This window comes from Pedobacter westerhofensis, from assembly GCF_900182595.1.
GTDB classification, from domain to species: domain Bacteria; phylum Bacteroidota; class Bacteroidia; order Sphingobacteriales; family Sphingobacteriaceae; genus Pedobacter; species Pedobacter westerhofensis.
This window is the reverse complement of the sequence record NZ_FXTN01000011.1, coordinates 64,970-88,856: the sequence shown is the minus strand read 5'-3', so window position 1 is coordinate 88,856 and position 23,887 is coordinate 64,970. Positions and strand designations below refer to the sequence as shown.

At 44.4% G+C, this 23,887-nt stretch carries 19 protein-coding genes; 13 read left to right on the top strand and 6 right to left on the bottom strand.

Annotated features, from left to right (window positions below; genetic code table 11):
* Positions 1-129 precede the first annotated feature (129 nt).
* Together FN831_RS20450 and FN831_RS20445 are read left to right on the top strand one after the other, a co-directional pair.
* Positions 130-2,328, top strand: a complete 2,199-nt coding sequence (locus FN831_RS20450) for an alpha-N-acetylglucosaminidase (RefSeq protein ID WP_142530058.1) — start codon at positions 130-132, stop codon at positions 2,326-2,328.
* 10 nt (positions 2,329-2,338) lie between these two features.
* Positions 2,339-3,532: an acyltransferase family protein gene (locus FN831_RS20445; RefSeq protein WP_246101651.1), complete on the top strand. Its 1,194-nt coding sequence runs from the start codon at positions 2,339-2,341 to the stop codon at positions 3,530-3,532.
* A 656-nt stretch (positions 3,533-4,188) separates the two neighbouring features.
* Here FN831_RS20445 and FN831_RS20440 read toward each other — a convergent pair.
* Complete coding sequence (locus tag FN831_RS20440) at positions 4,189-4,875, bottom strand: ATP-dependent Clp protease proteolytic subunit (protein WP_142530057.1); 687 nt, start codon at positions 4,873-4,875, stop codon at positions 4,189-4,191.
* Between the two features lie 204 nt (positions 4,876-5,079).
* Between FN831_RS20440 and FN831_RS20435 the strand changes: the two genes are divergently transcribed.
* The 5 genes from FN831_RS20435 (at position 5,080) to FN831_RS20415 (ending at position 10,292) form a co-directional block, all read left to right on the top strand.
* Entirely contained in the window at positions 5,080-5,430 is a 351-nt protein-coding gene (locus FN831_RS20435; RefSeq protein WP_142530056.1) for a hypothetical protein, read from the top strand.
* Between the two features lie 161 nt (positions 5,431-5,591).
* Complete coding sequence (locus tag FN831_RS20430) at positions 5,592-8,021, top strand: TonB-dependent receptor (protein WP_221931369.1); 2,430 nt, start codon at positions 5,592-5,594, stop codon at positions 8,019-8,021.
* A 3-nt stretch (positions 8,022-8,024) separates the two neighbouring features.
* Complete coding sequence (locus tag FN831_RS20425) at positions 8,025-8,513, top strand: DUF4625 domain-containing protein (RefSeq protein WP_142530055.1); 489 nt, start codon at positions 8,025-8,027, stop codon at positions 8,511-8,513.
* A gap of 11 nt (positions 8,514-8,524) precedes the next feature.
* The gene (locus FN831_RS20420) at positions 8,525-8,995 is read left to right on the top strand and encodes a DUF4625 domain-containing protein (protein WP_142530054.1); all 471 of its coding nucleotides are present in this window, start codon (positions 8,525-8,527) and stop codon (positions 8,993-8,995) included.
* A 61-nt stretch (positions 8,996-9,056) separates the two neighbouring features.
* Positions 9,057-10,292, top strand: a complete 1,236-nt coding sequence (locus tag FN831_RS20415; protein ID WP_246101649.1) for a hypothetical protein — start codon at positions 9,057-9,059, stop codon at positions 10,290-10,292.
* Between the two features lie 339 nt (positions 10,293-10,631).
* Here FN831_RS20415 and FN831_RS20410 read toward each other — a convergent pair whose 3' ends face one another.
* Together FN831_RS20410 and FN831_RS20405 are read right to left on the bottom strand one after the other, a co-directional pair.
* A complete protein-coding gene (locus tag FN831_RS20410) occupies positions 10,632-11,450 on the bottom strand; it encodes an alpha/beta fold hydrolase (protein ID WP_142530052.1) in 819 nt (272 codons plus the stop codon).
* Between the two features lie 165 nt (positions 11,451-11,615).
* Entirely contained in the window at positions 11,616-12,983 is a 1,368-nt protein-coding gene (locus FN831_RS20405) for a sulfatase-like hydrolase/transferase (RefSeq protein WP_221931368.1), read from the bottom strand.
* Positions 12,984-13,356: 373 nt separating this feature from the next.
* Between FN831_RS20405 and FN831_RS27780 the strand changes: the two genes are divergently transcribed.
* From FN831_RS27780 to FN831_RS20395, 3 genes are all read left to right on the top strand, one after another.
* The gene (locus FN831_RS27780) at positions 13,357-13,527 is read left to right on the top strand and encodes a hypothetical protein (RefSeq protein ID WP_185960554.1); all 171 of its coding nucleotides are present in this window, start codon (positions 13,357-13,359) and stop codon (positions 13,525-13,527) included.
* Positions 13,528-13,657: 130 nt separating this feature from the next.
* On the top strand, positions 13,658-16,126 hold the full coding sequence (gene galB / locus FN831_RS20400; protein ID WP_142530050.1) for a beta-galactosidase GalB: 2,469 nt from the start codon (positions 13,658-13,660) through the stop codon (positions 16,124-16,126).
* Positions 16,127-16,144: 18 nt separating this feature from the next.
* Positions 16,145-17,146 carry a family 43 glycosylhydrolase gene (locus FN831_RS20395; RefSeq protein ID WP_142530049.1) on the top strand — a complete coding sequence of 334 codons (1,002 nt, stop codon included), beginning with the start codon at positions 16,145-16,147 and terminating at the stop codon, positions 17,144-17,146.
* 10 nt (positions 17,147-17,156) lie between these two features.
* On the opposite strand, the gene FN831_RS20390 is transcribed toward FN831_RS20395, so the two are convergent.
* Together FN831_RS20390 and FN831_RS20385 are read right to left on the bottom strand one after the other, a co-directional pair.
* Positions 17,157-18,359, bottom strand: a complete 1,203-nt coding sequence (locus FN831_RS20390) for a sensor histidine kinase (RefSeq protein WP_142530048.1) — start codon at positions 18,357-18,359, stop codon at positions 17,157-17,159.
* An 83-nt stretch (positions 18,360-18,442) separates the two neighbouring features.
* Complete coding sequence (locus FN831_RS20385) at positions 18,443-20,017, bottom strand: Na+/H+ antiporter (protein ID WP_142530047.1); 1,575 nt, start codon at positions 20,015-20,017, stop codon at positions 18,443-18,445.
* 157 nt (positions 20,018-20,174) lie between these two features.
* Between FN831_RS20385 and FN831_RS20380 the strand changes: the two genes are divergently transcribed.
* Positions 20,175-20,399, top strand: coding sequence for a hypothetical protein (locus tag FN831_RS20380; RefSeq protein ID WP_142530046.1), 225 nt, complete (start codon positions 20,175-20,177; stop codon positions 20,397-20,399).
* Positions 20,400-20,426: 27 nt separating this feature from the next.
* Here the strand turns inward: FN831_RS20380 and FN831_RS20375 are convergent, their stop codons facing one another.
* Positions 20,427-21,287 carry an EamA family transporter gene (locus FN831_RS20375; protein WP_142530045.1) on the bottom strand — a complete coding sequence of 287 codons (861 nt, stop codon included), beginning with the start codon at positions 21,285-21,287 and terminating at the stop codon, positions 20,427-20,429.
* 134 nt (positions 21,288-21,421) lie between these two features.
* Between FN831_RS20375 and FN831_RS20370 the strand changes: the two genes are divergently transcribed.
* Positions 21,422-22,786 carry a sensor histidine kinase gene (locus FN831_RS20370; protein ID WP_142530044.1) on the top strand — a complete coding sequence of 455 codons (1,365 nt, stop codon included), beginning with the start codon at positions 21,422-21,424 and terminating at the stop codon, positions 22,784-22,786.
* A gap of 142 nt (positions 22,787-22,928) precedes the next feature.
* A complete protein-coding gene (locus FN831_RS20365; protein ID WP_142530043.1) occupies positions 22,929-23,828 on the top strand; it encodes an EamA family transporter in 900 nt (299 codons plus the stop codon).
* The last annotated feature ends 59 nt before the right edge of the window (positions 23,829-23,887 follow it).

The window sequence follows — 23,887 nt, the reverse complement described above, 5'->3', positions numbered from 1 at the left end:
TCCTCTGCAAAACATATTTGCAGAGGATGCTTTTACTGCCTAAATTACATTCCGGCAGGACACCTGTTTCGGAATGAACCACAGTTGAAACTGGACGGTCTTTTTTGCCCAATCAACCAATATATCCATATGAAAGAAGTAAAGAAGTTGGTGTTTTTACTGGTTTGTTTTTTACCGGTACTGGCATTCGCACAATTTAAAACCGCTACATCCTACGCCCTGATCAAGCGCGTTGTCCCTGCACGCGCAGGTTCTTTTATTGTAGAAGAACTGCCCGCTGATGCACCAAAGGATGTTTTTGAAGTTGAAAGCGCTAAAGGGAAAATTATCCTGCGTGGCAACAACGGCGTAGCCGTAGCCTCGGCATTGTATCATTACCTTACCGAATATGTCCATTGCCAGATCACCTGGAATGGTACCAATTTAAATATACCTGCTGTGCTTCCTGTTGTTAAAGAGAAAGTACACAAAACAACCCCATACGAATATCGTTATTACCTGAACTACTGCACCTATAATTATAGCATGAGCTGGTGGGACTGGAAACGCTGGGAAAAAGAGATCGACTGGATGGCCCTTCACGGGATCAACATGCCACTGGCACTTACAGGACAGGAATATACCTGGTATGAGGTATACAAAGGCATGGGCTTTACTGATCAGGACCTGAGCACATTTTTCTGCGGACCTGCTTATTTTGGCTGGTTCTGGATGGGCAACCTGGATGGCTGGGGCGGTCCTCTGCCTATGAGCTGGATGACCAGCCACCGCGATCTGCAGCAGCAGATTTTAAAAAGAGAACGCGAACTGGGTATGAAGCCTGTTTTACAATCTTTTACCGGCCACGTACCTTCTGCTTTTAAACAGCGCTTCCCAACATCTAAACTTAAACAAACCAACTGGACTAACGGCTTTGATGATACTTATATCCTCGACACGGAAGACCCAATGTTTGAACAGATCGGGCGCAAGTTTCTCGAAGTTCAAACCAAACTATATGGCACGGATCATCTCTATTCAGCCGATACTTTTAATGAAAATGAGCCGCCAACTGATGATCCTGCCTATTTAACAGCGCTGAGTGCTAGGATTTATCAGGCAATGAGCAAAGCTGATCCAAAAGCCGTGTGGGTGATGCAGGGCTGGTTGTTTTACAGCGACCGTAAATTTTGGAAAACGCCACAGATTAAAGCCCTGCTGGATGCAGTTCCAAATGATCATATGATTATGCTGGACCTGGCTTCGGAAATTGAGCCGGTATGGAAACGCACCGAGGCCTATTACGGTAAGCCCTGGATTTGGAATATGCTGCATAACTTTGGAGGTAATATCTCGATGTTCGGCCGGATAGAAGGAGTGGCCTCTGGTCCCGCACAGGCTTTACATGATCCTAATGCCGGAAAACTGAAAGGAATTGGCCTCACGATGGAAGCGATTGAACAAACTCCTGTATTGTATGAACTAATGATGGAGAATGTTTGGCAGGATAAAGAGATCAATCTTGACCAGTGGCTCAAAAAATATATCCTTAACCGATACGGCAACGTAAATCCCCACGCTGTTAAAGCCTGGGATGTGCTTAAGAAAACAGCCTTCAATGGTAAAACCATTCGTGACGGAGCAGAATCAATCATCACCGGAAGGCCGACTTTCGATTCTGCTACAGTATGGACAAAAACGCGTTTGAATTACGAGCGTAAAGATTTTCTCCCTGCTTGGGATGAGCTGATCAAAGCGGCTCCCTCAAATGCTAAAAGCGATGGGTTCCAGTATGATCTGGTAGATGTGACCAGGCAGGCGATGGCGAATTATGCTGGTCCTTTACAGAAGAAATGGGTTAAGGCTTACCATGATAAAAACGCTGCAGACTTTACAAAGTACTCAGCAGAATATCTGCAACTAATCTCCGATATGGATGCCCTGCTGGCCACGAGAAAAGACTTTCTGTTAGGGCCATGGATTGCGGATGCGCGTAAATGTGGTACAACGGCGGCAGAAAAAGCCTTGTATGAGCAGAATGCGCGTGACCTGGTAACCTTATGGGGCGGCGAGAACAGCCCGCTGCGCGAATATTCATGCCGTCAATGGAGCGGATTACTCAATGATTTTTACAAAGTACGCTGGCAGAAATTCTTCAGTTCAGCTTCGATAGCTCTAAAAGCTAATAAAGAAATGGACCTGAAAGCTTTTGAGCAAACGATCAGCAAATGGGAATGGAACTGGGTAAAAACAAAAAAAGCATATCCTGTTGAAGCGAAAGGAAACAGCGTAGCTGTTGCACAGCAATTCTATAGAAAATACAGAACCACAATCGGACAGAATTTATAACCACTGTATATTGGAAAAGATTAGCACACCAATGCAGCAGGCAGCAGCAGGGGGTAAAGTACTTCCCGCTAAACCTGCACGCCTTTTATCACTGGATGCCCTGCGTGGCTTTGACATGTTCTGGATCATGAGCGGCGAACACGTGATTCATGCAATGGCCAAAGCAACGGGTTGGCCGGTACTGTTATGGATGTCGGGCCAGCTGCACCATACAGAATGGAACGGAATCACTTTTTACGATATGATCTTCCCGCTTTTTCTCTTTATAGCCGGAGTATCCATGCCTTATTCTTTCCATAATAAAATGGAGAAAGCAGGAGTGAGCAATCCCATGGACTTGCCGGGAGCAGAGAAAAAAAAGATTTATATTTCAATGATCCGGCGCACACTGATCCTGCTTTTCCTGGGAGTAGTAGTTAATGGCCTGTTCAGATTTGATGGCTATGAGCATACCCGTTTTGCCAGCGTGCTGGGCAGAATTGGCCTGGCATGGTTCTTTGCAGGAATTATTTTTCTGAACTTTGACCTGCGCGGACAGTTATGGTGTTTTGCAGGAATATTGATTGGTTACTGGGCAGCAATGATGTTCATCCCGGTTCCGGGATATGGCGCGGGTGTACTCACAATGCAGGGCAGCCTGGAATCATATGTAGACCAGTTATTGTTGCCCGGCAGGCTGCACGATCCCGGTCATGATCCGGAAGGCATTTTGTCTACCATACCTGCGATCGGCTCTGCTTTACTGGGGGTATTTACCGGCCAGTTTCTTAAACTTAATTCAGACAAATGGCCGATGTATAAAAAAGGTATTGCATTGTTTGCAACCGGACTTGTACTGATTGCCCTGGGCAGTTTATGGGATCTTAATTTTCCGATTAACAAGCGTTTATGGAGCAGTTCCTTTGTGCTGTTTGTAGGCGGTTGGAGCTTATTATTTTTATCGGTCTTTTACCTGATCATCGATGTAGCGGGATATAAAAAGTGGACGTATCCTTTTATGCTCATTGGTGTAAATTCTATATTAATCTATCTGGCAGCAGAAGGAATAGTAGATTTTAAATATACCAGCAATTTTGTTTTTGGTGGATTGATCCACCTTGCCTCGGTCAACTGGCAGGAAACTTTGGCGGCTATTGGTGTTGTATTAACCCAGCTTGCATTATTATACCTCTTGTATAAAAATAAAATCTTCCTGAAAATTTAAAATAGAGTCCGTGATTTCAACGAGAACTGAACATCAAATAGCTGGCTTCATGCAAAGGCGACCATCCAAACTTAAACCGACACTTTTTTCGTTTGGATCCTATAGGGGATTATTGTTAATGTTTCTGCAGTAAAAGACGTATCACGGTTTGTGGTACGGCTTTATGTTTCTAGGCTAATGGCCTTAAAAAGCAAGAAGAATTCATGATATACTGCTAACAACTTAAATCTGCCGTAATCCAATTACCAGGACCTAAAAGCCCAATTAGTCGGCCATCGGCGCAACAAATATTTACTCTTCCCCCGCACAGCAGTAATAGAATTAGCGCAATACATGGGGCTTGGGATATCGTTTCAGTCGCTTAATTTTCAGTTGGGGATGAGGTAGTAGAAAGATACCCAAAGGACAGGATGGAGCTAGGCGAAAGGTAGCTGAAGGGTAGCTCAAAGCTAGCTGATCAGGAGACGCAACAAATGTATATCAGTCCCTCCAGCATTCTGAAAAATTGTGTACAGTAGTGGGTGGAATATGATACTTGATCGAATCCGATCTCTTTGGAGAAAAACTGAGCATTGATTTATGAAGATAATAGCACCACATTAGCTTATGATGGTGCTATTACAGTTTAAGTATGATTGCTGTAGTTAAAATGGATGTTAATCTGTTTGTCCCAGTACCTCATCTACCATTCCATGTGCTTTTGCTTCCTGCCCGGTCATCCAATAGTCCCGGTCAGATGCCTTATGCACCCAGTCGTAAGTTTGTCCGCTATGTTTGGCGATGATATTATACAGATCCTCCCTAACCTTTATTACCTGTTGCGCGGTGATTTCGATATCTGCTGAAACACCTTGTACACCACCTGAAGGCTGATGGATCATCACCCGTGAATGCTGTAGCGCGGCACGCTTTCCTGCGGCGCCTGCGCAAAGCAATGTGGCACTCATGGATGCAGCCATGCCAATGCAGATTGTTCCAACATCAGGTGTGATCAGGTGCATAGTGTCATAAATGCCCATGCCTGAATAAACGTCTCCGCCAGGTGAATTGATGTAAAGCTGAATATCCTTTTTTGCATCCACAGATTGTAGGAACAGTAATTGTGCCTGAATAATATTTGCCATTGGCGCTGCGACAGGCTCACCTAAAAAAATGATCCGGTCCATCATCAGACGGGAAAAAACGTCCATTTGTGCCACATTGAGCTGGCGTTCTTCTGTGATGTAGGGTGTCATGTTTTTGATAATGCCACTGGCACGGCCTATGTATCCATCAACATGCAGGCTACCTATGCGATGATGTTTTACGGCGTACGTTCTAAATTCGTTTTGATTGATCTTCATTGCTAATCCTTTTTAAAATTATGTGTTTCAAAAACAGGAATTATCACCCATCAATTTTAAAAACTACCACGCTTACGTGTATTTAACGCATCGATGCACAATCATGGCATTCCTGGCGCCTTGATATCACCATCGCCGGTGGTGTAAATATTGTGGCATAAAATATTTGATTTATTAAATGTTTTAATGCAACTTTGATGCGAATTGAAAAACCAGGGCAAATATATCATTCAGAAATTTCACCAGTTGGGCGCAGTCTTGCTGGTCTTGCTTTTTCTTTCCATCACTGTCGTTCAGATTTTCCACAGGCATAGCCAGGTAGTTAAAACTGAGCAAACTTCCAGCGATGAGGATACAATCTCCAGCACAGACGACTGTAAAATATGTGACTATCTGATGCATAAACAGGGGAAGCACCTGTTCTTTTCTTATCCGCCGGTTATCATATTTTCGCTGCCTGAGCCGATCAGGTATTCAACAGGGGTATTTGTCGGTAACTATAAATTCACCCTGCAGGGTTTTACCAATAAAGGTCCCCCGGTACTGTTTGCTTAATCAATCTTTTCCTGATTGATTGCTCGCGCTGCGCTCTACTGGCGTAGCTTCTTTTACGATTATTTTCCAGCTATTCATCTAAGGGGTTATCATTGGCTTTATTGCGTTTTATTACGCAGTTATCGCCCATGTTAGTTCCCATGCGCTAAACTTCATTCTACGTGAAGAAACTATTTATTGTATTATCATTCGTCCTGCCATCTATAGAAATGCAGGCGCAAAATCTTCGTTTGTCTGGTATTATCAAAGATGAACAGGGCCAACCGCTAAAAGGTATAGTAATTTATCTATATCCTGCATCCAGGCAAGCCACCACAGATGTGAAGGGTTATTTTGTTTTTAACAACCTCAGTGCCGGTGCATTCGAAATCCAAACGGGTCACGAAAGTTTCAAAGCGCTACAATTTAAATCTGAGCTGCGCTCCGGAAATCTACATTTCCCATTCATCTTACATCGTTTACCGCATCAGTTGGCCGAAGTAACAGTGAAAGACAAACATATCGCCTCACGCAGGCAGGAGGAGTCACTCAATGTAGAAGTGGTAACGGCCGACTTTATCCAGCGGAACCTGGGGGGCAGTCTGATGAAAACGCTTGAACGTTTACCGGGTATCAAAACTATAGGTATTGGTTCGGGGCAGTCTAAACCATTAATCAGGGGACTGGGCTTTAACCGGGTAGTCGTAGTGGATAAAGGGGTAAAGCACGAGGGACAGCAATGGGGTGCCGATCATGGATTAGAGATCGACCAGTTTGCTGCGGGAGAGGTAGAACTGATTAAAGGGGCGGCATCTTTTGTGTATGGATCTGATGCGATTGGCGGTGCTATAGATATCGAGCCGGCGAGGGTACCGGCGCCCTATACTTTGGGCGGATCAGTAGACCTGATCGGCAAAACCAACAATAATCTCTATGGCACTTCGGTAAATCTGTATGGAAGAAAACGGGATTGGTTTTTTGATGCCAGGGTTACTTACCAGGATTATGGCGATTACCGTGTACCTAATGATAAAGTCTATGTGTATGATTATGCGGTTAATCTGCACAATAACCAGCTGAGGAACACAGCAGGTACAGAAACAGGCTTACACCTGAACACAGGTTATATAAATGATCGTTTTCGTTCAATATTTTATTTAAGCAATACATATAGCAAAAGTGGTTTTTTCGCCAATGCCCACGGCCTTGAGCCCAGGCGCGTAGACGAAGTATTACATGATGCATCCAGCAGAGATCTTCTTATGCCCAACCAAAAGGTAAATCATCTGAAGTTAATCAACCATACGGAGTACCAATTGCCAGGGAACCGCCTGGAAATGGAACTGGGCTATCAGCATAATTTCAGACAGGAATTTAGCCCGTATGTAAATCATGGATACATGCCGCCGGTTTATCCCGCAGACCTGCAAATTCCCGCCAGTCTTGAAAGGGAGTTTGATAAGCGGGTATATAGCATTAACCTGCGGGACAATATCTCATTGGGCAGGCATGAAGTTAAACTGGGTGCCAATCTGGAACGGCAAAACAATGATATATATGGCTGGAGTTTTTTGGTCCCTTCCTTCAAACAGAGCAGTACCGGCGCTTTTGTTTATGACAAGTATAAACTGAGCGAAACAGTATTGCTGCACGGAGCTCTGAGGTATGATTACGGGCAGATCAATATGTTTGCCTACCAGGATTGGTTTAACTCTACAGTAACTACTGATGGGGTAACTGCTATGGAGAAGTTAACCCGGGCGGAAGATCTTAGCCGGGTATTTAATAGCCTGGTATGGTCTGCCGGATTGAATTACAACCCGGCGGGTGGCTTTAGCTTAAAAGCCAATGTGGGCAAAAGTTTTAGGATGCCGATTGCAAAAGAGCTGGCCGCCAATGGTGTGAACTATCATTATTTCAGTTATGAGCGCGGCAACCCGGCATTATCTCCGGAGCAATCCTACCAGGCAGATTTAAGTTTAGCCTGGGCTGCCCCAGGCTGGTCTGTACAGCTCAGCCCTTTCTATAACTACTTTCCAAATTATATCTATCTAAACCCAACAGCAGCACACGACTACTTTTATGGCGCAGGGAATCAGGTATTTCAATATGCACAGAGCCGGGTGGAGCGTTACGGCGGGGAGCTGCAGCTGAAATATCAGCTGCTTAAAAACCTGACTACAGAAGTACTGGCAGAATACCTGTATGCAAAGCAGTTATCCGGTGAGAAAAAGGGATATACGCTGCCTTTCTCGCCTCCGGCTTCGGCCTTGTTTAATTTAACATGGTCCCCTAAACTGAAAGGCCGTTTTGAGGACAGCTACTTCTCCATTGATTACTGCATTACTGCTGCGCAGAATAATATCGTACCACCAGAAAAGAAAACACCTGGTTACCAGATAATCAATCTGCAGGCGGGATCAAAGGTTCGTATTCATAAACAAGCTGTGATGATCAGTCTGCAGGCGCAGAACCTGCTCAATACCAGATATCTCAATCATACCAGTTTCTACCGGCTGATAGAATTGCCAGAAGCGGGGAGGAACATTGTTCTATCGCTCAAAGTGCCATTTAACGTTCAGTCACAAACGCATAAACAACAAAACAATTAATCAATGATGAAATCTCAACACTCAAAATTCATGAAAATGAGAAGCACGATGTTCGTATGCTTTTTTATCGCCATTGGCATTACGGCATGTAAGAAGGATGCCGGCGACGAACCTGAACGGGTACAGCCTACTATCCAAAACCTGGAGATAGGAATAAACAATAACGAGATAGGCGTAATTGGCAAAGACTTCCATTTAAATGCCGACGTACTGGTAAGCGGGAAGATCGAAAATGTACAGGTTAAAATTTTACCCCGTACCGGCGAAACCTATGTGAAAGCATGGAGCCATGAAATTACATGGGATACCTACAAAGATGCAAAGAATACCACCGTTCATAAGCACTTTTATATCCCTACGGATGCTGCTGAGGGTAAATATGATTTTGTGGTGGTTGTTAACGACCAGAACGGCAGCAAGCTGGAAGTAAAAAAGAGCATCACCATTTATGCCGAAGCCAATGTCCCGGTTAACACGATAATTTCCCATTAATAATTCCTGCAATGAAAAAGCCATTACTCTTTATCTCACTGATCCTATTGTTTTTTACCGGTTGTAAGAAAGACAGTACCTCAGAAATCGACACCGAATACCCGGTCATCAATATTGAAAGCGCAACTGCCTTCCCTAAACAATGCAGCACGGTTAAGCGTGGCGAAACGTTCATCTTCCGTGCTCAAATGAGCGATAATACAACTCTTGGATCTGTCAGCATAGACATTCATCACAACTTTGATCATCATACGCATAGTACTGAATTGGCCACATGCGATATGGAAACTGTAAAAACACCTGTTACACCCTTTTTGCTGATACAAAGTTATCCTATAGCTGCAGGCCTGAGCAGCTATGAAGTGCAACAGGAAATCGCCGTACCCGCGAGTGTTGATCCGGGTGATTATCATTTTATGATCCGCCTCACCGATAAGGAAGGCTGGCAAACTATCAAAGGCTTAAGCATCAAAATCATATAAAATTCCATATCACTCAGCCGGCTCTAAAGGGGCCAATTTAAACATTCAAACAATTATGAACATGAAACACAACTTAAAGAAATTAGCCCTGCTATTAACCCTTGGTCTGGCGTTTACAGCCTGTAAAAAAGACAATGACGTTGTTGCTCCGGAAGAGGATGAGGCAGCAAAGGAATACAAATACGTACGCGTGATGGTGGCTGATGAATTGAGTACACAGCTTAACTTGTTGGATCCCTTTGCAGCCAGCATCACCTCCTTTAATGCAAAATATCCTTTAGCAAATCTTTACCCTACAGCATCAGGACGGTACGCCGCGGTACTGTACGGCAGCCAGAACCTGGCAGAAGTATTTGACTCCGGTCTGCTTTCACATGAAGACCATGTTGATGTAGATCGTGCAGCGCAATGGTCTGTGATTACTGCTACTGGCACCAAACCAACCCATTTCAAAAGCAAAGGCACAGAATCGTTGATTTTTAACGATGGTGATGGAACCTTAAGCGTAGGAGAGGAAGCCAATTTTAACGTGCTAGGTACAAAATTCGGCGTAGTTAATGCGGGTTTATTGCCTCACCACGGTGCCATGGCACAGTTTGCAAACGGCAACTATGCTGTAACGGTTGCAGCAACCAGCGGAGCCTCCCCAAACCGGGTAAAGGTAATTAGTAAAACAGGCGGGCTGGTACATGCTTCTACTTTAGAAATTGGCGCTATCCATGGTAATGCCGGTGATGGCAATGTAGCTGTGTTCGGTGGTTTTACCTCTGGAGCTGCAACTGCAGGCGGCGTGCTGGTGGTTAATGCTTCCGGTGAGCAACGCCTGATCCCTAACCCTGATGGATTTGGTGCATTTCGTTTGGCCAGTATTTACTATGCGGAATCAGCTAAAAAGTTTATTGGTTATGTAGCTACCAAGGGTGCTTACCTCATAGATGTTACCGGGAATAAAATCACCACGATTTATAGCGGAACTGATGCTTATCAGTGCAAAGTTGATTATGCAGGTAAAAACCTGATGGTTCTTACCCTGGATGGTAAATTGCGTATCTATGACCTGGTAACAGGGACCTTGAAGAAAGAAGGTACAGTGATTTCTGCTGTAGCTTCAACCGATACATATAAGCCAGTGCTCGAATCTACTGCCAGGTTTGCTTATGTTGCCGTTCCGGCAGCTGGAGAAGTGCATCAGATCAGTCTCGATGATTTTAATAAAGTGATTAAGCATAAAGTTTCTTCCAGACCTGTGAGGCTGGCCTTGCTGGGATTTGAAAGTAGTGAAGGGCATAACGATTAAACCCACTGGCCCGTTTTATGGCGCTCTCCTCCCGTATTGACCATTTTGATCCATAGCGGGCACAACAACCGGCACCAGGGTATTTAGCGCTTTCCGGTAAATGATCCATCCTCAAAACGGCTTCTAAATATACATAGAAGCCGTTTTTGTTTAAATAAATCCGCACATTGATCTATGGAAAGATATTGTGTACCTGCTCGGCACTTTTAACATTCTCAGTAGGAGACAGCCCAAACTCTGCTTTAAAACATTTCCTGAAGTAATCAGTATCTGTAAATCCCAGGTAAGATACTTCGTTGATGTTGAACTTTTTGTCAGCGAGCAGACGGTAGGCGCAGGTTAAAAGGCTTTTCTGTGGGATCTTAAAAAGTCCAGCAGTAAATTATTAATTGCCTCCGGTGCTTCAAGGTTTAACATATGTGATACATTTGGTACCACATGCAACAATTCAGTACGAAGAGCCTCAGCTAAGTCCTGTGCAGCAGCTACTGGTGTACTTGTATCCTCACTTCCTACAATGATGAGTGCTGGCAGAGAGATCTCCTGCAATTCCCGTTTTGTATCCAGTATAGAAATCATATTCCACATTGCCGCGTGAACGAGCGGGTCCTGCTGGTAGATCAATTTTTTAATCCGGTCTATCACATCGGGGCGTTTCTGATGAAAATCTGCAGTAAAATAGCGCTCAAGAGAAATCGGTAGTAAGGGCAGCATTCCTTGATTTTTTACAAATTCTGCCCGCTCTCTTAAAATTCCCCTTACGTTCTCAGCAAAGTCACATGCACTGCCCAGCAGTGCAATGGAACGTACCAGATCTGGACGCATGCCGGCCGCTGTCTGAGCGACCATACCACCGAAAGAGATACCTACCAGATGGACTGGGCCAAGTGACAATTCTTCAATCAGCTGGAAAAGAACATTTGCAAATTTCACAAATGTCAGTTCACCTTCAAGAGGCTTTGACAGTCCGTGCGCTGGAAAATCAAAGGCAATGACGTCAAATTCATGGTGTAGTTTTTCAATTTGATCTGACCATGAGGTAAGGTCTAAGCCAACACCATGCAGGAATACAACTGGTGTTCCGCCACGCGGGCCAGTTCTGATTACATTAACTTCATTCAATATAGTAGTGACGCGTTCAGCCATTTTCTTTTTCACGTAAAGGTATGACCATGATCTTTTAAAAACTCTTATTTAATATTCTCATTACTTAATTTACAACTAGATGAATTTAATAGCAAGGCTGTATAATTGTATGTCCCAAATAGATCCAGGAGGATATAACAAGTCTGCAAGAAGTTGTGAGTGGTACCTTAGTTTTGATTACTGTGTGAACACCTCGCTGATCCATTTCTGGTACTTAGTTTTCAGACGCTGCACAATATCCGGATGCGCTGCTGCAACGTTTTTGCTTTCATCACTGCCGGTTTTCATATTCACCAGCATAAACTGATTTGCATCCAGGTCCTCAGGTTTTGATTCCCGCGGGCTGTGCAGCAGTTTCCAGTCGCCCTCCATGACAGCCCACTGAGGATTATCCTTTGTTCCTTCAAACTGCCAGTAAAACTCCTGATGTGCTGGTTTAGCTTTTGCAGACGCAATCACCTTTACCAGGCTTTGCCCGTCAATCTTGCGCTGAGGCAAACTGATATGGCAATACTCAGCCAGGGTAGGGAACCAGTCTATATTCGTGGAGAACTGATCCCGAACAGCATCTGCAGGGATATGGCCCGGCCAGCTGATCACTGCCGGCGCCAGGATGCCGCCTTCGAATACACTGAATTTTGAACCCCGGTGTGCACCGGCATATCCGCCGCCGCCAAATGTGCGCTCTTCCTTTGAATGTCCCTGATCGGCCTGGAAAATAATGATGGTATTATCGGTAAGTCCCAGTTCATCAACTTTTTTTAATAGTAAACCAATCTTTTCATCCATGGTAGAAACCGCCGCAGCATACATTCTTCTGGGTGCCGGGAGGTCTTTGTAGTAGTCGCGCCATTTCTGTTCGCCCTGCAGAGGGTAGTGCGGCATATTCACCGCGAAGTACATAAAGAAAGGACTGCTCTTGTTTTCTTCGAGGAACTTACCTGCTTCGTCAACCATCAGGTCAGGAAAGTACTTGCCGTCTTCCCATATTTCGGTACCGTTTCTCCAGAGGTCGTGTCTGTTTGGCCCGTTCCAGTAAAAGAAGTGCGAGTAGCTGTCGATGCAGCCGCCCATAAAGCCAAAAGAATAGTCGAAACCTTGTTGATTAGGCATGTTTTCTGGCGAATAACCGATATGCCATTTACCGATATGCGCGGTTTTATATCCGCCGCTTTTAAACAGTTCTGCCATTGTAAACTGGCTGCCGGGCATCCCGCCACTACCGCCATAAACACTGGGCGCGTTATTATCCAGTCCCGCTCTTTGCGGATAGCGGCCGGTCAGTAACGATGCCCTTGAGGGTGAACAAACGGGAGATGCGGCATGAAAATTACTAAATCGCGTGCCGCTGTGTGCCAAACGGTCCAGGTTGGGGGTCATCAGATCTTTTGCACCATAAATATTCAAATCCAGAGAACCCTGGTCATCTGAATAGATAACGATAACATTAGGCTTTTTCGTTGGTTCGCCTTTGGTCTGCGCATCAGCGCTGTTGGCTATAAGCGCCGCTATTGCCACTGCCAGTATTTTTTTATACTTTTTCATCATATATCTATATAGCTTCCGCTGCAATTCGCATGAGAAACATAACTTTAATAAATATCGCGCTAGTAACTGATACCTATCCCCCAAATATAGCCATAATTGGAGAGTATGATGAGGCTGTATCACAAATCGTGATCAGCTTCTTTTTTGCTATTTTTACTTGTACCCCCCTAAGGGAGCACTTTCAAATATTCAATTCTCAGAGGCTCAATATCACAATGATGCAGCCTCAATAGGACGTAATCGTAAACAAATTCCTGTAATAATTTCCACGTTGGACGATGGGCCTGCGTCGATCAATATAGTTGCGACCTTTTCCGCTGATATTTGTCTTAACTTATATTAAAATTTCATTGATTTTCATGATCTTGCTTTGAGTTCACAGGCAATTGATGTCTTGAAATCAGGCCTGGGGGAGCAGATCATTTGCATCCGGCGGGCAGCAATGGATAATCCCGAAATGCCAGGTAAACTGGCCATCAAGGATATCGAGCTGGCCGTTGGCCATGCGGCCATTAGAATCTCAGAAAGAAATTCCTTTTAATTTAATTTGATATCCCTAACCTCTTTTGCTGAACCGTCTTACTTTTATAAAAGCAAAGGCCGGCAATTAATTCGTTTAGACATACGGTACCGGCTTTATTTTATTATACTTACAAAATACCAATCACCTTATGTATATACTGCGCGCTCTCAAAAAAACGCTATTCATCAGCTCTGTTTCTGTTCTGCTGTTTACTCTTCAAACATCTTCACAAACCCGTAAAGAATACCTTTTACAGGACAACTGGAAATTCACAAAGGGAGATCCTGCGAATGCAGCAAACCCTGAATTTAATGCTAAAGCATGGGAGAACATCAGCATTCCCCACGACTGGGCAATAAAAGGCCCCTTTGATGGGAACAATGATGTCCAGTATGTACAGGTTATAGAGAACCTGGAAAAAACCATGCATAAAAAACTGGGGCGTACCGGCGGGTTGCCCTTTATCGGCACAGCCTGGTACCGCAGAAACCTTAGCGCCTCATATTTTAAGGCCGGTCAGCGTGCCGTATTGCTTTTTGACGGAGCAATGAGTTATCCAAAAGTATTTGTTAACGGTAAAGAAGCCGGGCACTGGGCTTATGGCTACAGCTCTTTTTCAATAGATATCACATCCTTTCTTAAACCCGGTGAGGATAACAGCCTTGCTGTACGCTTAGAAAACCTGCCCGAAGCCTCAAGATGGTACCCTGGAGCAGGCTTGTACAGAAATGTGCATCTGATTGTAACAGATGATGTGCACATTCCTGTTTGGGGAACCTATGTGACTACACCTGTGATCAATGACGCTTTTGCCAAAGTAAACATCAAAACAAAAGTGGAAAGTTCTACCGCTGCGCTGGCAGGTTTAAAGCTCGTTACAGACATTAAAGATGCTTCGGGAAAAATCGTTAGTACTATGAGTTCAGTCCTTGCAGAAACAGATCAGTCACAGTTTGAGCAGCAGTTGATTGTGAAAACCCCGGCCTTGTGGTCGCCCGAGACACCGGTTTTGTACACCGCAGTTTCCAGGCTCTATGCGGGCAACGATTTAAAAGACCAGTATGAAACTACTTTTGGTTTCCGCACGATAAAATTTGAACCTGTAAAAGGCTTTTCGCTGAACGGCAAATACCGCAAGTTTAAAGGCGTGTGCAACCACCATGACCTTGGTCCTCTGGGCGCTGCAATGAATGTATCCGCCCTGCGCAGACAGCTTACCATTCTTAAGGATATGGGCTGCGATGCCATCCGCACGTCGCACAACATGCCTGCACCGGAACTGGTAAAGCTATGTGACGAAATGGGCTTTATGGTGATGATCGAATCATTCGACGAATGGAAAACGCCAAAGGTGAAAAACGGTTATCATGTACTCTTTGACGAATGGGCAGAGAAAGATATCGTTAATATGGTGCACCGCGACAGGAACAATCCATCGGTAATCATGTGGAGCATTGGCAACGAAGTCCGCGACCAGGATGCAGTTAATGGGAATAAGCTCATTACTTTCCTGCAGGACATCTGTCACCGTGAAGATCCTACGCGCCAGGTAACCATGGGCATGAACCATTACGACAATGTAATGAACAACAACTTTGCCTCGGCGGTAGATATTCCGGGGTTCAACTATAAACCCAACCTGTACGAAAGTGCAAATACCCGCTTACCGCAGGGATTTTTATTGGGTACAGAGACTGTATCAACTGTAAGTTCAAGAGGCGTATACAAATTTCCTGTTGCGTTTGCTGCCATGAAACTGTATCCGGATCGCCAGAGCTCCTCTTACGATTTTGAGTTTTGCGAATGGTCTCAGGTTCCTGATGATGAATTTGCAAAACAGGATTCACTGGAATTTGTAACCGGCGAATTTGTATGGACGGGCTTTGATTATCTTGGAGAACCTACCCCTTACGATGAGGTCTGGCCTTCACACAGTTCTTACTTTGGGATCCTGGACCTTGCAGGCTTGCCCAAAGACAGGTATTACCTGTACAGAAGCAAATGGAATACAGAAAAACCTACCCTTCATATCCTGCCACACTGGACATTTCCGGGCAGGGAAGGGCAGGTGACACCCGTTTTTGCCTATACCAGCTATCCCTCAGCAGAACTTTTTATCAATGGCAAAAGCATGGGCAGGCTGAGCAAGAATAAAAGTTCCAATACCAGCAAATACAGACTGATGTGGAAGGATGTAAAATACGAGGCTGGTACAATAAAGGTGATAGCCTATGACCAGAACGGAAAAGCAGCAGCTGAAGAAACTGTTCATACAGCGGGCAAACCAGATCACCTTGTTTTGGAGGCCGACAGAAGGGAGCTGACTGCAGATGGCAGGGATTTGAGTTATATCACTGCAAAAATCGTTGATAAAGACGGAAACCTTTGTCCGGATGCAGAAAATGAGCTAACTTTCAATGTTTCTGGTGCAGGCAGCTATAAAGTAGTAGCCAATGGCGATGCTACCAGCCTGGAGATGTTCCACCTTAACCATATGAAAGCCTTTCACGGAATGCTGGTGGTTACCGTTCAGTCGTCCCTTAAAGCAGGAGAACTGACACTGGGCGTTACCGGCAAAAAATTAAAGAAGAACAGCCTGACCATACAGACCAAATAGACTGAACCAAAGCATATCATGATGAACCAACTGCGCGCTTCAGGGATAAAAATAGCCCTTAGTTTATTGTTTACCTGCTCAATGCTGCTGCAATCCAGTGCACAGCAGACAAAAAAAACCATCAGCAATCCAATACTTCCCGGTTATTATGCTGATCCTGCAATCGTTAAAGACAAAGACACCTGGTATATTTATGCAACAATAGATCCCTGGGGCAAAGAAGAACTGGCCGTTTTTGAGACCAAAGATTTTATCAGCTTTGAGCAGAAACACCTTAACTGGCCTACCAAGAAAGACTGTACCAGTCCCACTTCAAAAAATTCTATGGTATGGGCACCGTCAGTGGTTAAAGGCCGGGACAATAAATTTTATATGTATGTAGCGGTAGGCAGCGAAGTGTGGGCAGGAGTGGGAGAAACACCGCTGGGACCATGGAAAAATATCAAGGCAGACCAGAGCCCGCTGATTAAAGGCGATGAATACCCGGGCGTCCATAATATCGATCCTGACTGTTTTATTGATGAAGACGGACAAGCCTATCTGTACTGGGGATCTGGTTTTCACTGGATCAATGGGCATTGCATGGTGGTAAAACTGAAAAAGGATATGCACAGCTTTGATGGTAAACCTGTAGAAGTAACTACGCCTCATTTTTTTGAAGGGGCACATATGCTCAAAAGAAACAGAAAATACTACCTGATGTTCTCAGAAGGAAAGGCAATTGATCCTACGTATCAGGTGGGGTATGCAGTTGGCAGCAGCCCGATGGGGCCATTCAAAGAAGATGCACACCGGGTGATCCTGAATACATCCGCAGATAGTGTTGTATACGGACCGGGGCATCATACTACCTTCCGCGAAAAAAACCAGGATTATATTTTATACCACAGGATTTTACCGCAGGATAAGGCTTATGTGCTGAGGCAACTGTGCCTGGACAGCCTTAATTTTGACAAAAAGGGAAATATATTGAAAGTAAGCACAAAGGGTATCAGGCCGCTAGGGCAGGGAACAAAATAATTGCAGGATCCTATTTCTTTAAAGACACAAAGAATGTGGTGCCAATACCTACAGCAGATTTTATAGTTATTGTTCCATCAAGTGCAGTCACCAGGTCTTTCACTATAGACAGCCCGATGCCGGTTCCCTTGGTATTGGTCCGGTCTGTATGTCCGAGTGTGAAGTTGCTTACAAATATCTTTTCGAAATGCTCTTCTGCTATTCCAATACCGTTGTCTTCAACTTCAAACCTGTAATGCGTATCATCCTGTTGAAAGCGGATCTCTACCAATCCTTCATCTTTGTCATTATATCTGATGGCATTGTTCAGAAGGTTAAGGATAATCTGATCTACCGCAATTAAAGATGTATACATCTCGTAGCGTTCATCCGGAAATTTAATCCTGATCCCTTTCGGGATCAGCAGCATGTCTTTGATCTTTTTGATCAGGCTGTTGAGGCTAAAGCGCTGCTTGTTGGCCAGCAGGGAGGTGGGCGATTTTGAATATTCCAGCATTTCGTTTACCAGGTCAAGCAGGCCGTGTGTAGAAGATATGCTCAAGTCTATTAACTTTAAACATCCTTCATACTGCTGTTTTTCATGGCGCATCTTTAATGCCTGCGAGCTTAATAAAATATTGCTCAGCGGGTTCTTGATGTCATGTGCGGCCATCGAAGCAAATTTCTGGATCAGGACATTGGAATTGAGCAGGTCCTGATTTGTTTTCTCCAGCTGGCGTACTTTCCTGCGCAGTTCAAGTTTATCAATCACCTGTTTAGCAAGAGTTTTTAGGGCACTGATCTGATTTTGTGATATGCTGTTTGCCTTTTGATCAAACACGCAGATTGTTCCAAGGGCATAACCGTCTTCATTGATCAGCGGCACTCCTGCATAAAATGTGATGTGTGCAGGGCCGGTTACCACGGGGTTGTCAGAAAACCGCGCATCTAACCGGGCATCATCAACGATCATGATCTCATCAGACGAAGCAATCGCGTGGGTACAAAAAGACAGTTCCCTTCTGTTTTCTGTCATGTCTGTTCCGTGATGCGATTTAAATGCCTGCCTGTCGGCATCGATAAAAGTGATCAGTGCGATAGGAACATTACAGATTGTTGATGCCAGGGAAGCCAGTTCATCAAATTCCTTTTCACTTTCAGTATCAAAAATATGATAGGACTCTAAGGCATTTTGTCTTTGAAGTTCGTGAAGATCCAGCGTGGAATTGCTCATTAAATTGATTTACTCAGGTAGTAGCAAAGATAACTCATTTGTGTGATTAAACGGTTAAACATCAAGACTATTACACGGATGCTTTATATAAACAATAATTTTTCCTCTTCCAGATCAAGATATTTTAGATGTTTACGGATAATTTCTTCGTTAAGGGTTTCCTCTTCACTATTTTTTGTCAGCAACCATTGTCTTTGCTGATCAAGGATATCGAGGTAAACAATTTTAACATCGTCTGGCAGCATGGTTTCATCTTTTAACAGGATTTTTTCCTCCCATTTGTTTGCCATCTGCCGCAGAAAAGGCTGGTTCCTTACTTCTTCGCTGTAATTGTTTTTTAGATGCAGCAGCGCATGATCGGCCAGCTGCTTTCTGATCTCACTTTCTGCCTGTTCTTCTGTGATCGGATGATCAAAATCCGGCAAGCCAATTTTCCTGATCACGAAAGGCAATGTAAGCCCCTGCACCAGGAGCGTTACCAATATGACAATGAAGGTAATAAACAGAATGAGATCGCGCTGCGGAAAGGGAGTACCGTCTGCAAGCTGTACGGGGATGGATAATGCTGCAGCAAGTGAAACTACTCCGCGCATTCCTGTCCATCCCAGCACAAAGGGCACTTTCATCCCCGGGTTGCTGCGGTCTGCCACAGTGATAAAATTCCTTGCGATCAATGTAACTACTACTGCACCATAGGCTGATAAAAGTCTTCCCAGGATCAGTACCGCAGAAATCAGCAGACCATATCCAATGGCGGCAGAGATACTTACATCGCCAAGCCCGGATGTGATTTCTGGCAGGTCTAATCCGATCAGTGTAAATACCAGGCCATTTAAAACAAAACACAGGCTTTCCCAGACATTTATCCCACGCAGTCGCGAACTGCTGCTGAGAAAAACATGTCTTTTGCTGGATAACAACAATCCCCCGCTCACTACGGCCAGCACACCCGACGTATGCGCTTCTTCCGCAGCCATGTACATCATATAGGGTGTTACAATACTCAGTGCCATATCGATATTGGTATCTGTAGGGAGATGTTTATGGATCAGGATAAATATCCATCCCACGGCCAGCCCAATCGCTACGCCGCCGCTGAGCATCCAGAAAAAAGTTAAGGTGGCGTCATACCAGATAAACTGGCCGGTGGCAACAGCGATCAGCGCAAAACGAAAAATAATCAGCGAGGATGCATCGTTCAGCAGGCTTTCGCCCTCCAGGATGGACGACATTCGCTTTGGTACTTTTACAAACTTTAAAATCGCACCAGCGCTTACCGCATCAGGCGGCGAAACTATTCCGCCAAGTAAAAAGCCCAGTGCCAGTGAGAAACCGGGGATAAAGTGGTTCGCGGCAAATGCAATGGCCAATGCGGTGAGAAATACAACCACAAAGGCAAAACTGCCAATGATACGCCGCCAGCGCCACAACTCCTTGCCCGATATAGCCCATGATGCCTCGTACAATAAGGGCGGTAAAAATATGATAAAGATCAGCTCGGGGTTAATGCGCACCGAAGGAATACCGGGAACAAAACTCATGGCTAACCCAAACAGTACAAGAAGCACTGGATAGGCTACCCTGATCCTGTTGCCCAGCATGATGAGAAATACAATGGCTACTATCAGGCCGAGGTAAAATGGAAAGTCGTGCAGCATTAATCGTTATTTAGGTGTTACTAAGATACAATTGTATTAATGTTTCTGGCAGCTTATTTCAAGACAGTACACTTATCGGTGTAATTATTTGATAGTAAATAGTTTTGGATGATCCTGCATGTTTAAACTCTCGTATATTATTACTTAACGACCTATTATGTACCGCATCCTTTACCAAGACTTAGCCGGAAACTTCAATATTTCAAATGCCGGTACCCCCATGGAGATGGAGCGCTCAGCTTTTGAGATTGCCTCTGCAAAATATATCATTATCTGCATTTACGATTACCAGCACAAAAGGACACTGTTTGAGTGCCTGAAATATAATCTGTATTGGAGCATCGTAAACGAGCTGGTTTACGAAAATAAACAAACCGCATAACCAATCTCTGAATAAGAGGCTTCGTTATCATGCAATATGTTTCTCTGGTTTACCGGTAAGCGTAGCGCCGAGGCTTGCCGCAACTACCAGTACGATAGCCAGCCATTCCAGCAGGGACAACACTTCTTTAAGGAAAATCAGGCCGCATACGGCAGCAACGGCGGGTTCCAGGCTCATCAGGATACTAAACGTTTTCGCCGGGATATGTTTCAGCGCACCTATTTCAAGCGAGAAAGGGATGGCGCTGCATAACAGGCCCAGTGCAATCGCAGCGGGAATCATTGCGAACGTAAAATTTGTAAGGTTGCCCTCGGCAATGCCAAAAGGCAGGACAATAAGGAGGGCAAAGATCATCCCTATACTTACGGCCTGTGCCCCGTCGATCACCACAGAAGTACGCTGTCCAAGAACAATATAGCCTGCCCAGAACACTCCTGCCAGTAAGGCAAGGACTGTGCCGTAAAGATCAACTCCTGTTCCGTTCCATGGCGTAATGAGGCCAATACCTGCGATTGCCAGCAGGGGCCACAAATAATCTATCCTTCGTTTTGAAGTTAACACCGAGAGCATCAGCGGGCCGATAAATTCCAGGGCTACCGCAAGCCCGAGGGGGATGCGTGTTAGGGCCAGGTAAAATATTCCGTTCATTGCCCCCAGGCAAAGGCCGTAGGGAATAACGGCTTTCCACTGTACCGCAGATAGTTTTCTGATATCTGGCCGGTTAAAAATAATCAGGATGAGGGCAGAGATTCCGATTCGTACCGTACTGGTTCCTGTGGCTCCTAATACGGGAAAAAGACTTTTCGCAAATGCAGCACCCACCTGTACACTGAGGATAGCAAGGATAACGGCAGGAAAGGGAGGGACAGTTAATTTAAATTTAGACATCAGTAACAGGAAACAATACTGTAAAGATAATAAATTTCTTCGACTGGCGGTCTTAATTAGTTTCGAAATGTTGATGAATTTTTATACTAAAGTATTAAGTTTGCTACGCGGTCTGCCGGCCTTTAAATCGCTCCATGTTAAAATTCGATTTCAGTAATATCAGTTATTCTTCCTTAAAAAAGACCGGTACTTTATGGTCGGATTTAATAGGAAGTTCTGCAATGTTCCCTCTTGAGACCAGGATATTTCATTCCATTAGTCTTGGGCTGATTGTTCTGGCCGGTGTTTATATCCCCTATAATTTTTTTGAAGGACTCTATATAGGCTCCCTTTCTGCCTGTCTCATCGCTTTGTTCTTCTCTTACCAATACTATTATTCAAGGTTTCAGGGCAGGCAACATAGCAATACGCTGTTTGGCCTTACCGGCATCCTGATTTTTTCGGTTAACTATTTTACCAATTCAGGCATCAACGGTTCTACAGACCTGATCTGGCCGGTTTATCTTTTGCTGGTTTTTGCCATATCACCATATAACCAGCATGTAAAATGGCTGATTGTTTATCTGTTGTGCTTTCTGGGGGTCCATCTTGCCGAATTATATTATCCATGGCTGGTCAAATACCCCTTTACCGTAGGCAGGGGGCAGTTTATTGACAGGGTGACGGCATTTCCTATCCCTGCGATAGCGATATACATCATTATTAAGTTTATCAGGCGCAGCTACGATAAAGAGAAAACAGTGGCAGAGGAAAAGGCCATCGCTGTGGAACTCAGCAAAGAGCAAATCCTGCTGCACAAGGATCAGCTGGAAAAAAGCAATGTAGAAAAGAACAAGCTCATGTCTATCATATCACATGATCTGCGTACGCCACTGATGAATGTACAAAACTATCTGGAACTGCTTAACCAGAAAGAGCTCAGCAGTGCAGAACGGCCAGAACTGGAAAAATATCTGCTCAAAGCTACAAACAATGCTATGGAAATGCTTTCCAATTTATTGTACTGGTCTAAATCGCAAATGGAAGGGCCTTCTGTAAACCTGGCAGAACTTAATCTCCTTACTGTGCTTTTGGGCACGCTCGAAATGGAGAAAATGCATGCTTCAAAAAAAGATATTTCCCTTATTTACGAGATTTCACCACAATTGACTGTAATTGCCGATGCAAATATGCTGCAGCTGGTAGTCAGAAATCTGATCAGCAATGCGGTAAAATTTACTGCGCCCGGCGGCACCATCAAGGTAGCTGCAGATCTGCTGGATGAGGAATGCAGGATCAGTGTGAGCGATAACGGGAATGGCGTTCCAGAAGATAAACAGGCTAATATCTTCTCCATTAAATCTGAGCCCGCATATGGTACGGGAAATGAAAAAGGTGTAGGTTTAGGTTTGGTGCTGTGCAAAGAATTTACAGAGCGGCAGGGCGGGAGAATAGGATTTGAAACCAGCATCGGAATTGGGTCAAGTTTTTTTATCTTCATACCATCAGCATCAGTTTAGATCATTCCTCAGTTGTTTCCAGTTGAAAAAATTAATGGCGCAAATGTTTAACAATATTGCGCAATGTTATATTTTTGGAGAAGATTAGCTCAGTCAAATTTGACAGGATTTCCTAAAACTGACCAAATAAACACCCGTACGCTTGAAAGACACTAAATATTACCTCGCCGCTATTATTTCATTTACTGTCTGGGGCTTTTTCAGCCTTGTTTTAAAGCCGATACATAGCTATCCGTCTATTGATATCCTGTTCTATCGGGTTTTCTCCTGTGCAGTGCTGATGCTGCTGATCGTATTGCTTTTCAAGCGCAGCATACTGATGGAAAATGCCGCAGTTTTCAGGGCCTTGCCGGTAAAGGGAAAGCTGAAAACCCTGGGGCTGAATATTGGCGGCGGACTGCTGTTAACCGCAAACTGGTTTTCTTTCATCTACGTTTTAAACCACATCAGTGTAAAGGCTACTTCACTGGCCTATCTGGTTTGCCCGATACTTACTACCTTACTCGCTTTTTTTATACTGAAGGAGAAACTGAGCAAAGCACAATGGGCTTCGGTTGCGCTGAGCATCATCGGTTGTGTGCTGCTTTCATACAGCAGTATCCTGGATATGTCTTACAGCATGATTATTGGGTTGTCATATGCAATGTACCTGGTGAGCCAGAAAGAGAATAAAGGATTTGATAAGTTTATCAGCTTAACTTTTCAGATTGTACTTTCGGCGCTGATATTGCTGCCGTTTTACCCGGTATACAGCGGCCCTGTGCCAGTATCGTTTAAATTCTATTTTTATATAGAACTGATTGCCGTCGCATTTACGATCATTCCGCTGCTGCTCAATCTGTTTGCGCTGAAAAGAATTAATTCTTCTACTGTGGGCATGCTGCTGAATATTAATCCACTGATTGCTTTTTGCCTGGCGGCATTTGTATACCATGAACATTTGGACCATATCCAAATGGCCGCCTACGGGATTATTTTCTTTGCCATTCTGGTTTTCAATTCGCAGTTGATATTTAGCAGGAAAACCACTTATCAGGTATAAGCTTATGCGTTAACAAGGGCAGGTTTTTATATGTAGTTTATATTCTTTACTTTTGAAAT

Bases quoted from the DNA above. Each gene is read 5' to 3' on its own strand.
- FN831_RS20450 (WP_142530058.1), top strand. From the start codon at position 130: ATGAAAGAAGTAAAGAAGTTGGTGTTTTTACTGGTTTGTTTTTTACCG.
- FN831_RS20440 (WP_142530057.1), bottom strand. From the start codon at position 4,875: ATGAAGATCAATCAAAACGAATTTAGAACGTACGCCGTAAAACATCAT.
- FN831_RS20425 (WP_142530055.1), top strand. From the start codon at position 8,025: ATGATGAAATCTCAACACTCAAAATTCATGAAAATGAGAAGCACGATG.
- FN831_RS20420 (WP_142530054.1), top strand. From the start codon at position 8,525: ATGAAAAAGCCATTACTCTTTATCTCACTGATCCTATTGTTTTTTACC.
- FN831_RS20415 (WP_246101649.1), top strand. From the start codon at position 9,057: ATGAAACACAACTTAAAGAAATTAGCCCTGCTATTAACCCTTGGTCTG.
- FN831_RS20405 (WP_221931368.1), bottom strand. From the start codon at position 12,983: ATGAAAAAGTATAAAAAAATACTGGCAGTGGCAATAGCGGCGCTTATA.
- galB (WP_142530050.1), top strand. From the start codon at position 13,658: ATGTATATACTGCGCGCTCTCAAAAAAACGCTATTCATCAGCTCTGTT.
- FN831_RS20395 (WP_142530049.1), top strand. From the start codon at position 16,145: ATGATGAACCAACTGCGCGCTTCAGGGATAAAAATAGCCCTTAGTTTA.
- FN831_RS20390 (WP_142530048.1), bottom strand. From the start codon at position 18,359: ATGAGCAATTCCACGCTGGATCTTCACGAACTTCAAAGACAAAATGCC.
- FN831_RS20385 (WP_142530047.1), bottom strand. From the start codon at position 20,017: ATGCTGCACGACTTTCCATTTTACCTCGGCCTGATAGTAGCCATTGTA.
- FN831_RS20380 (WP_142530046.1), top strand. From the start codon at position 20,175: ATGTACCGCATCCTTTACCAAGACTTAGCCGGAAACTTCAATATTTCA.
- FN831_RS20375 (WP_142530045.1), bottom strand. From the start codon at position 21,287: ATGTCTAAATTTAAATTAACTGTCCCTCCCTTTCCTGCCGTTATCCTT.
- FN831_RS20370 (WP_142530044.1), top strand. From the start codon at position 21,422: ATGTTAAAATTCGATTTCAGTAATATCAGTTATTCTTCCTTAAAAAAG.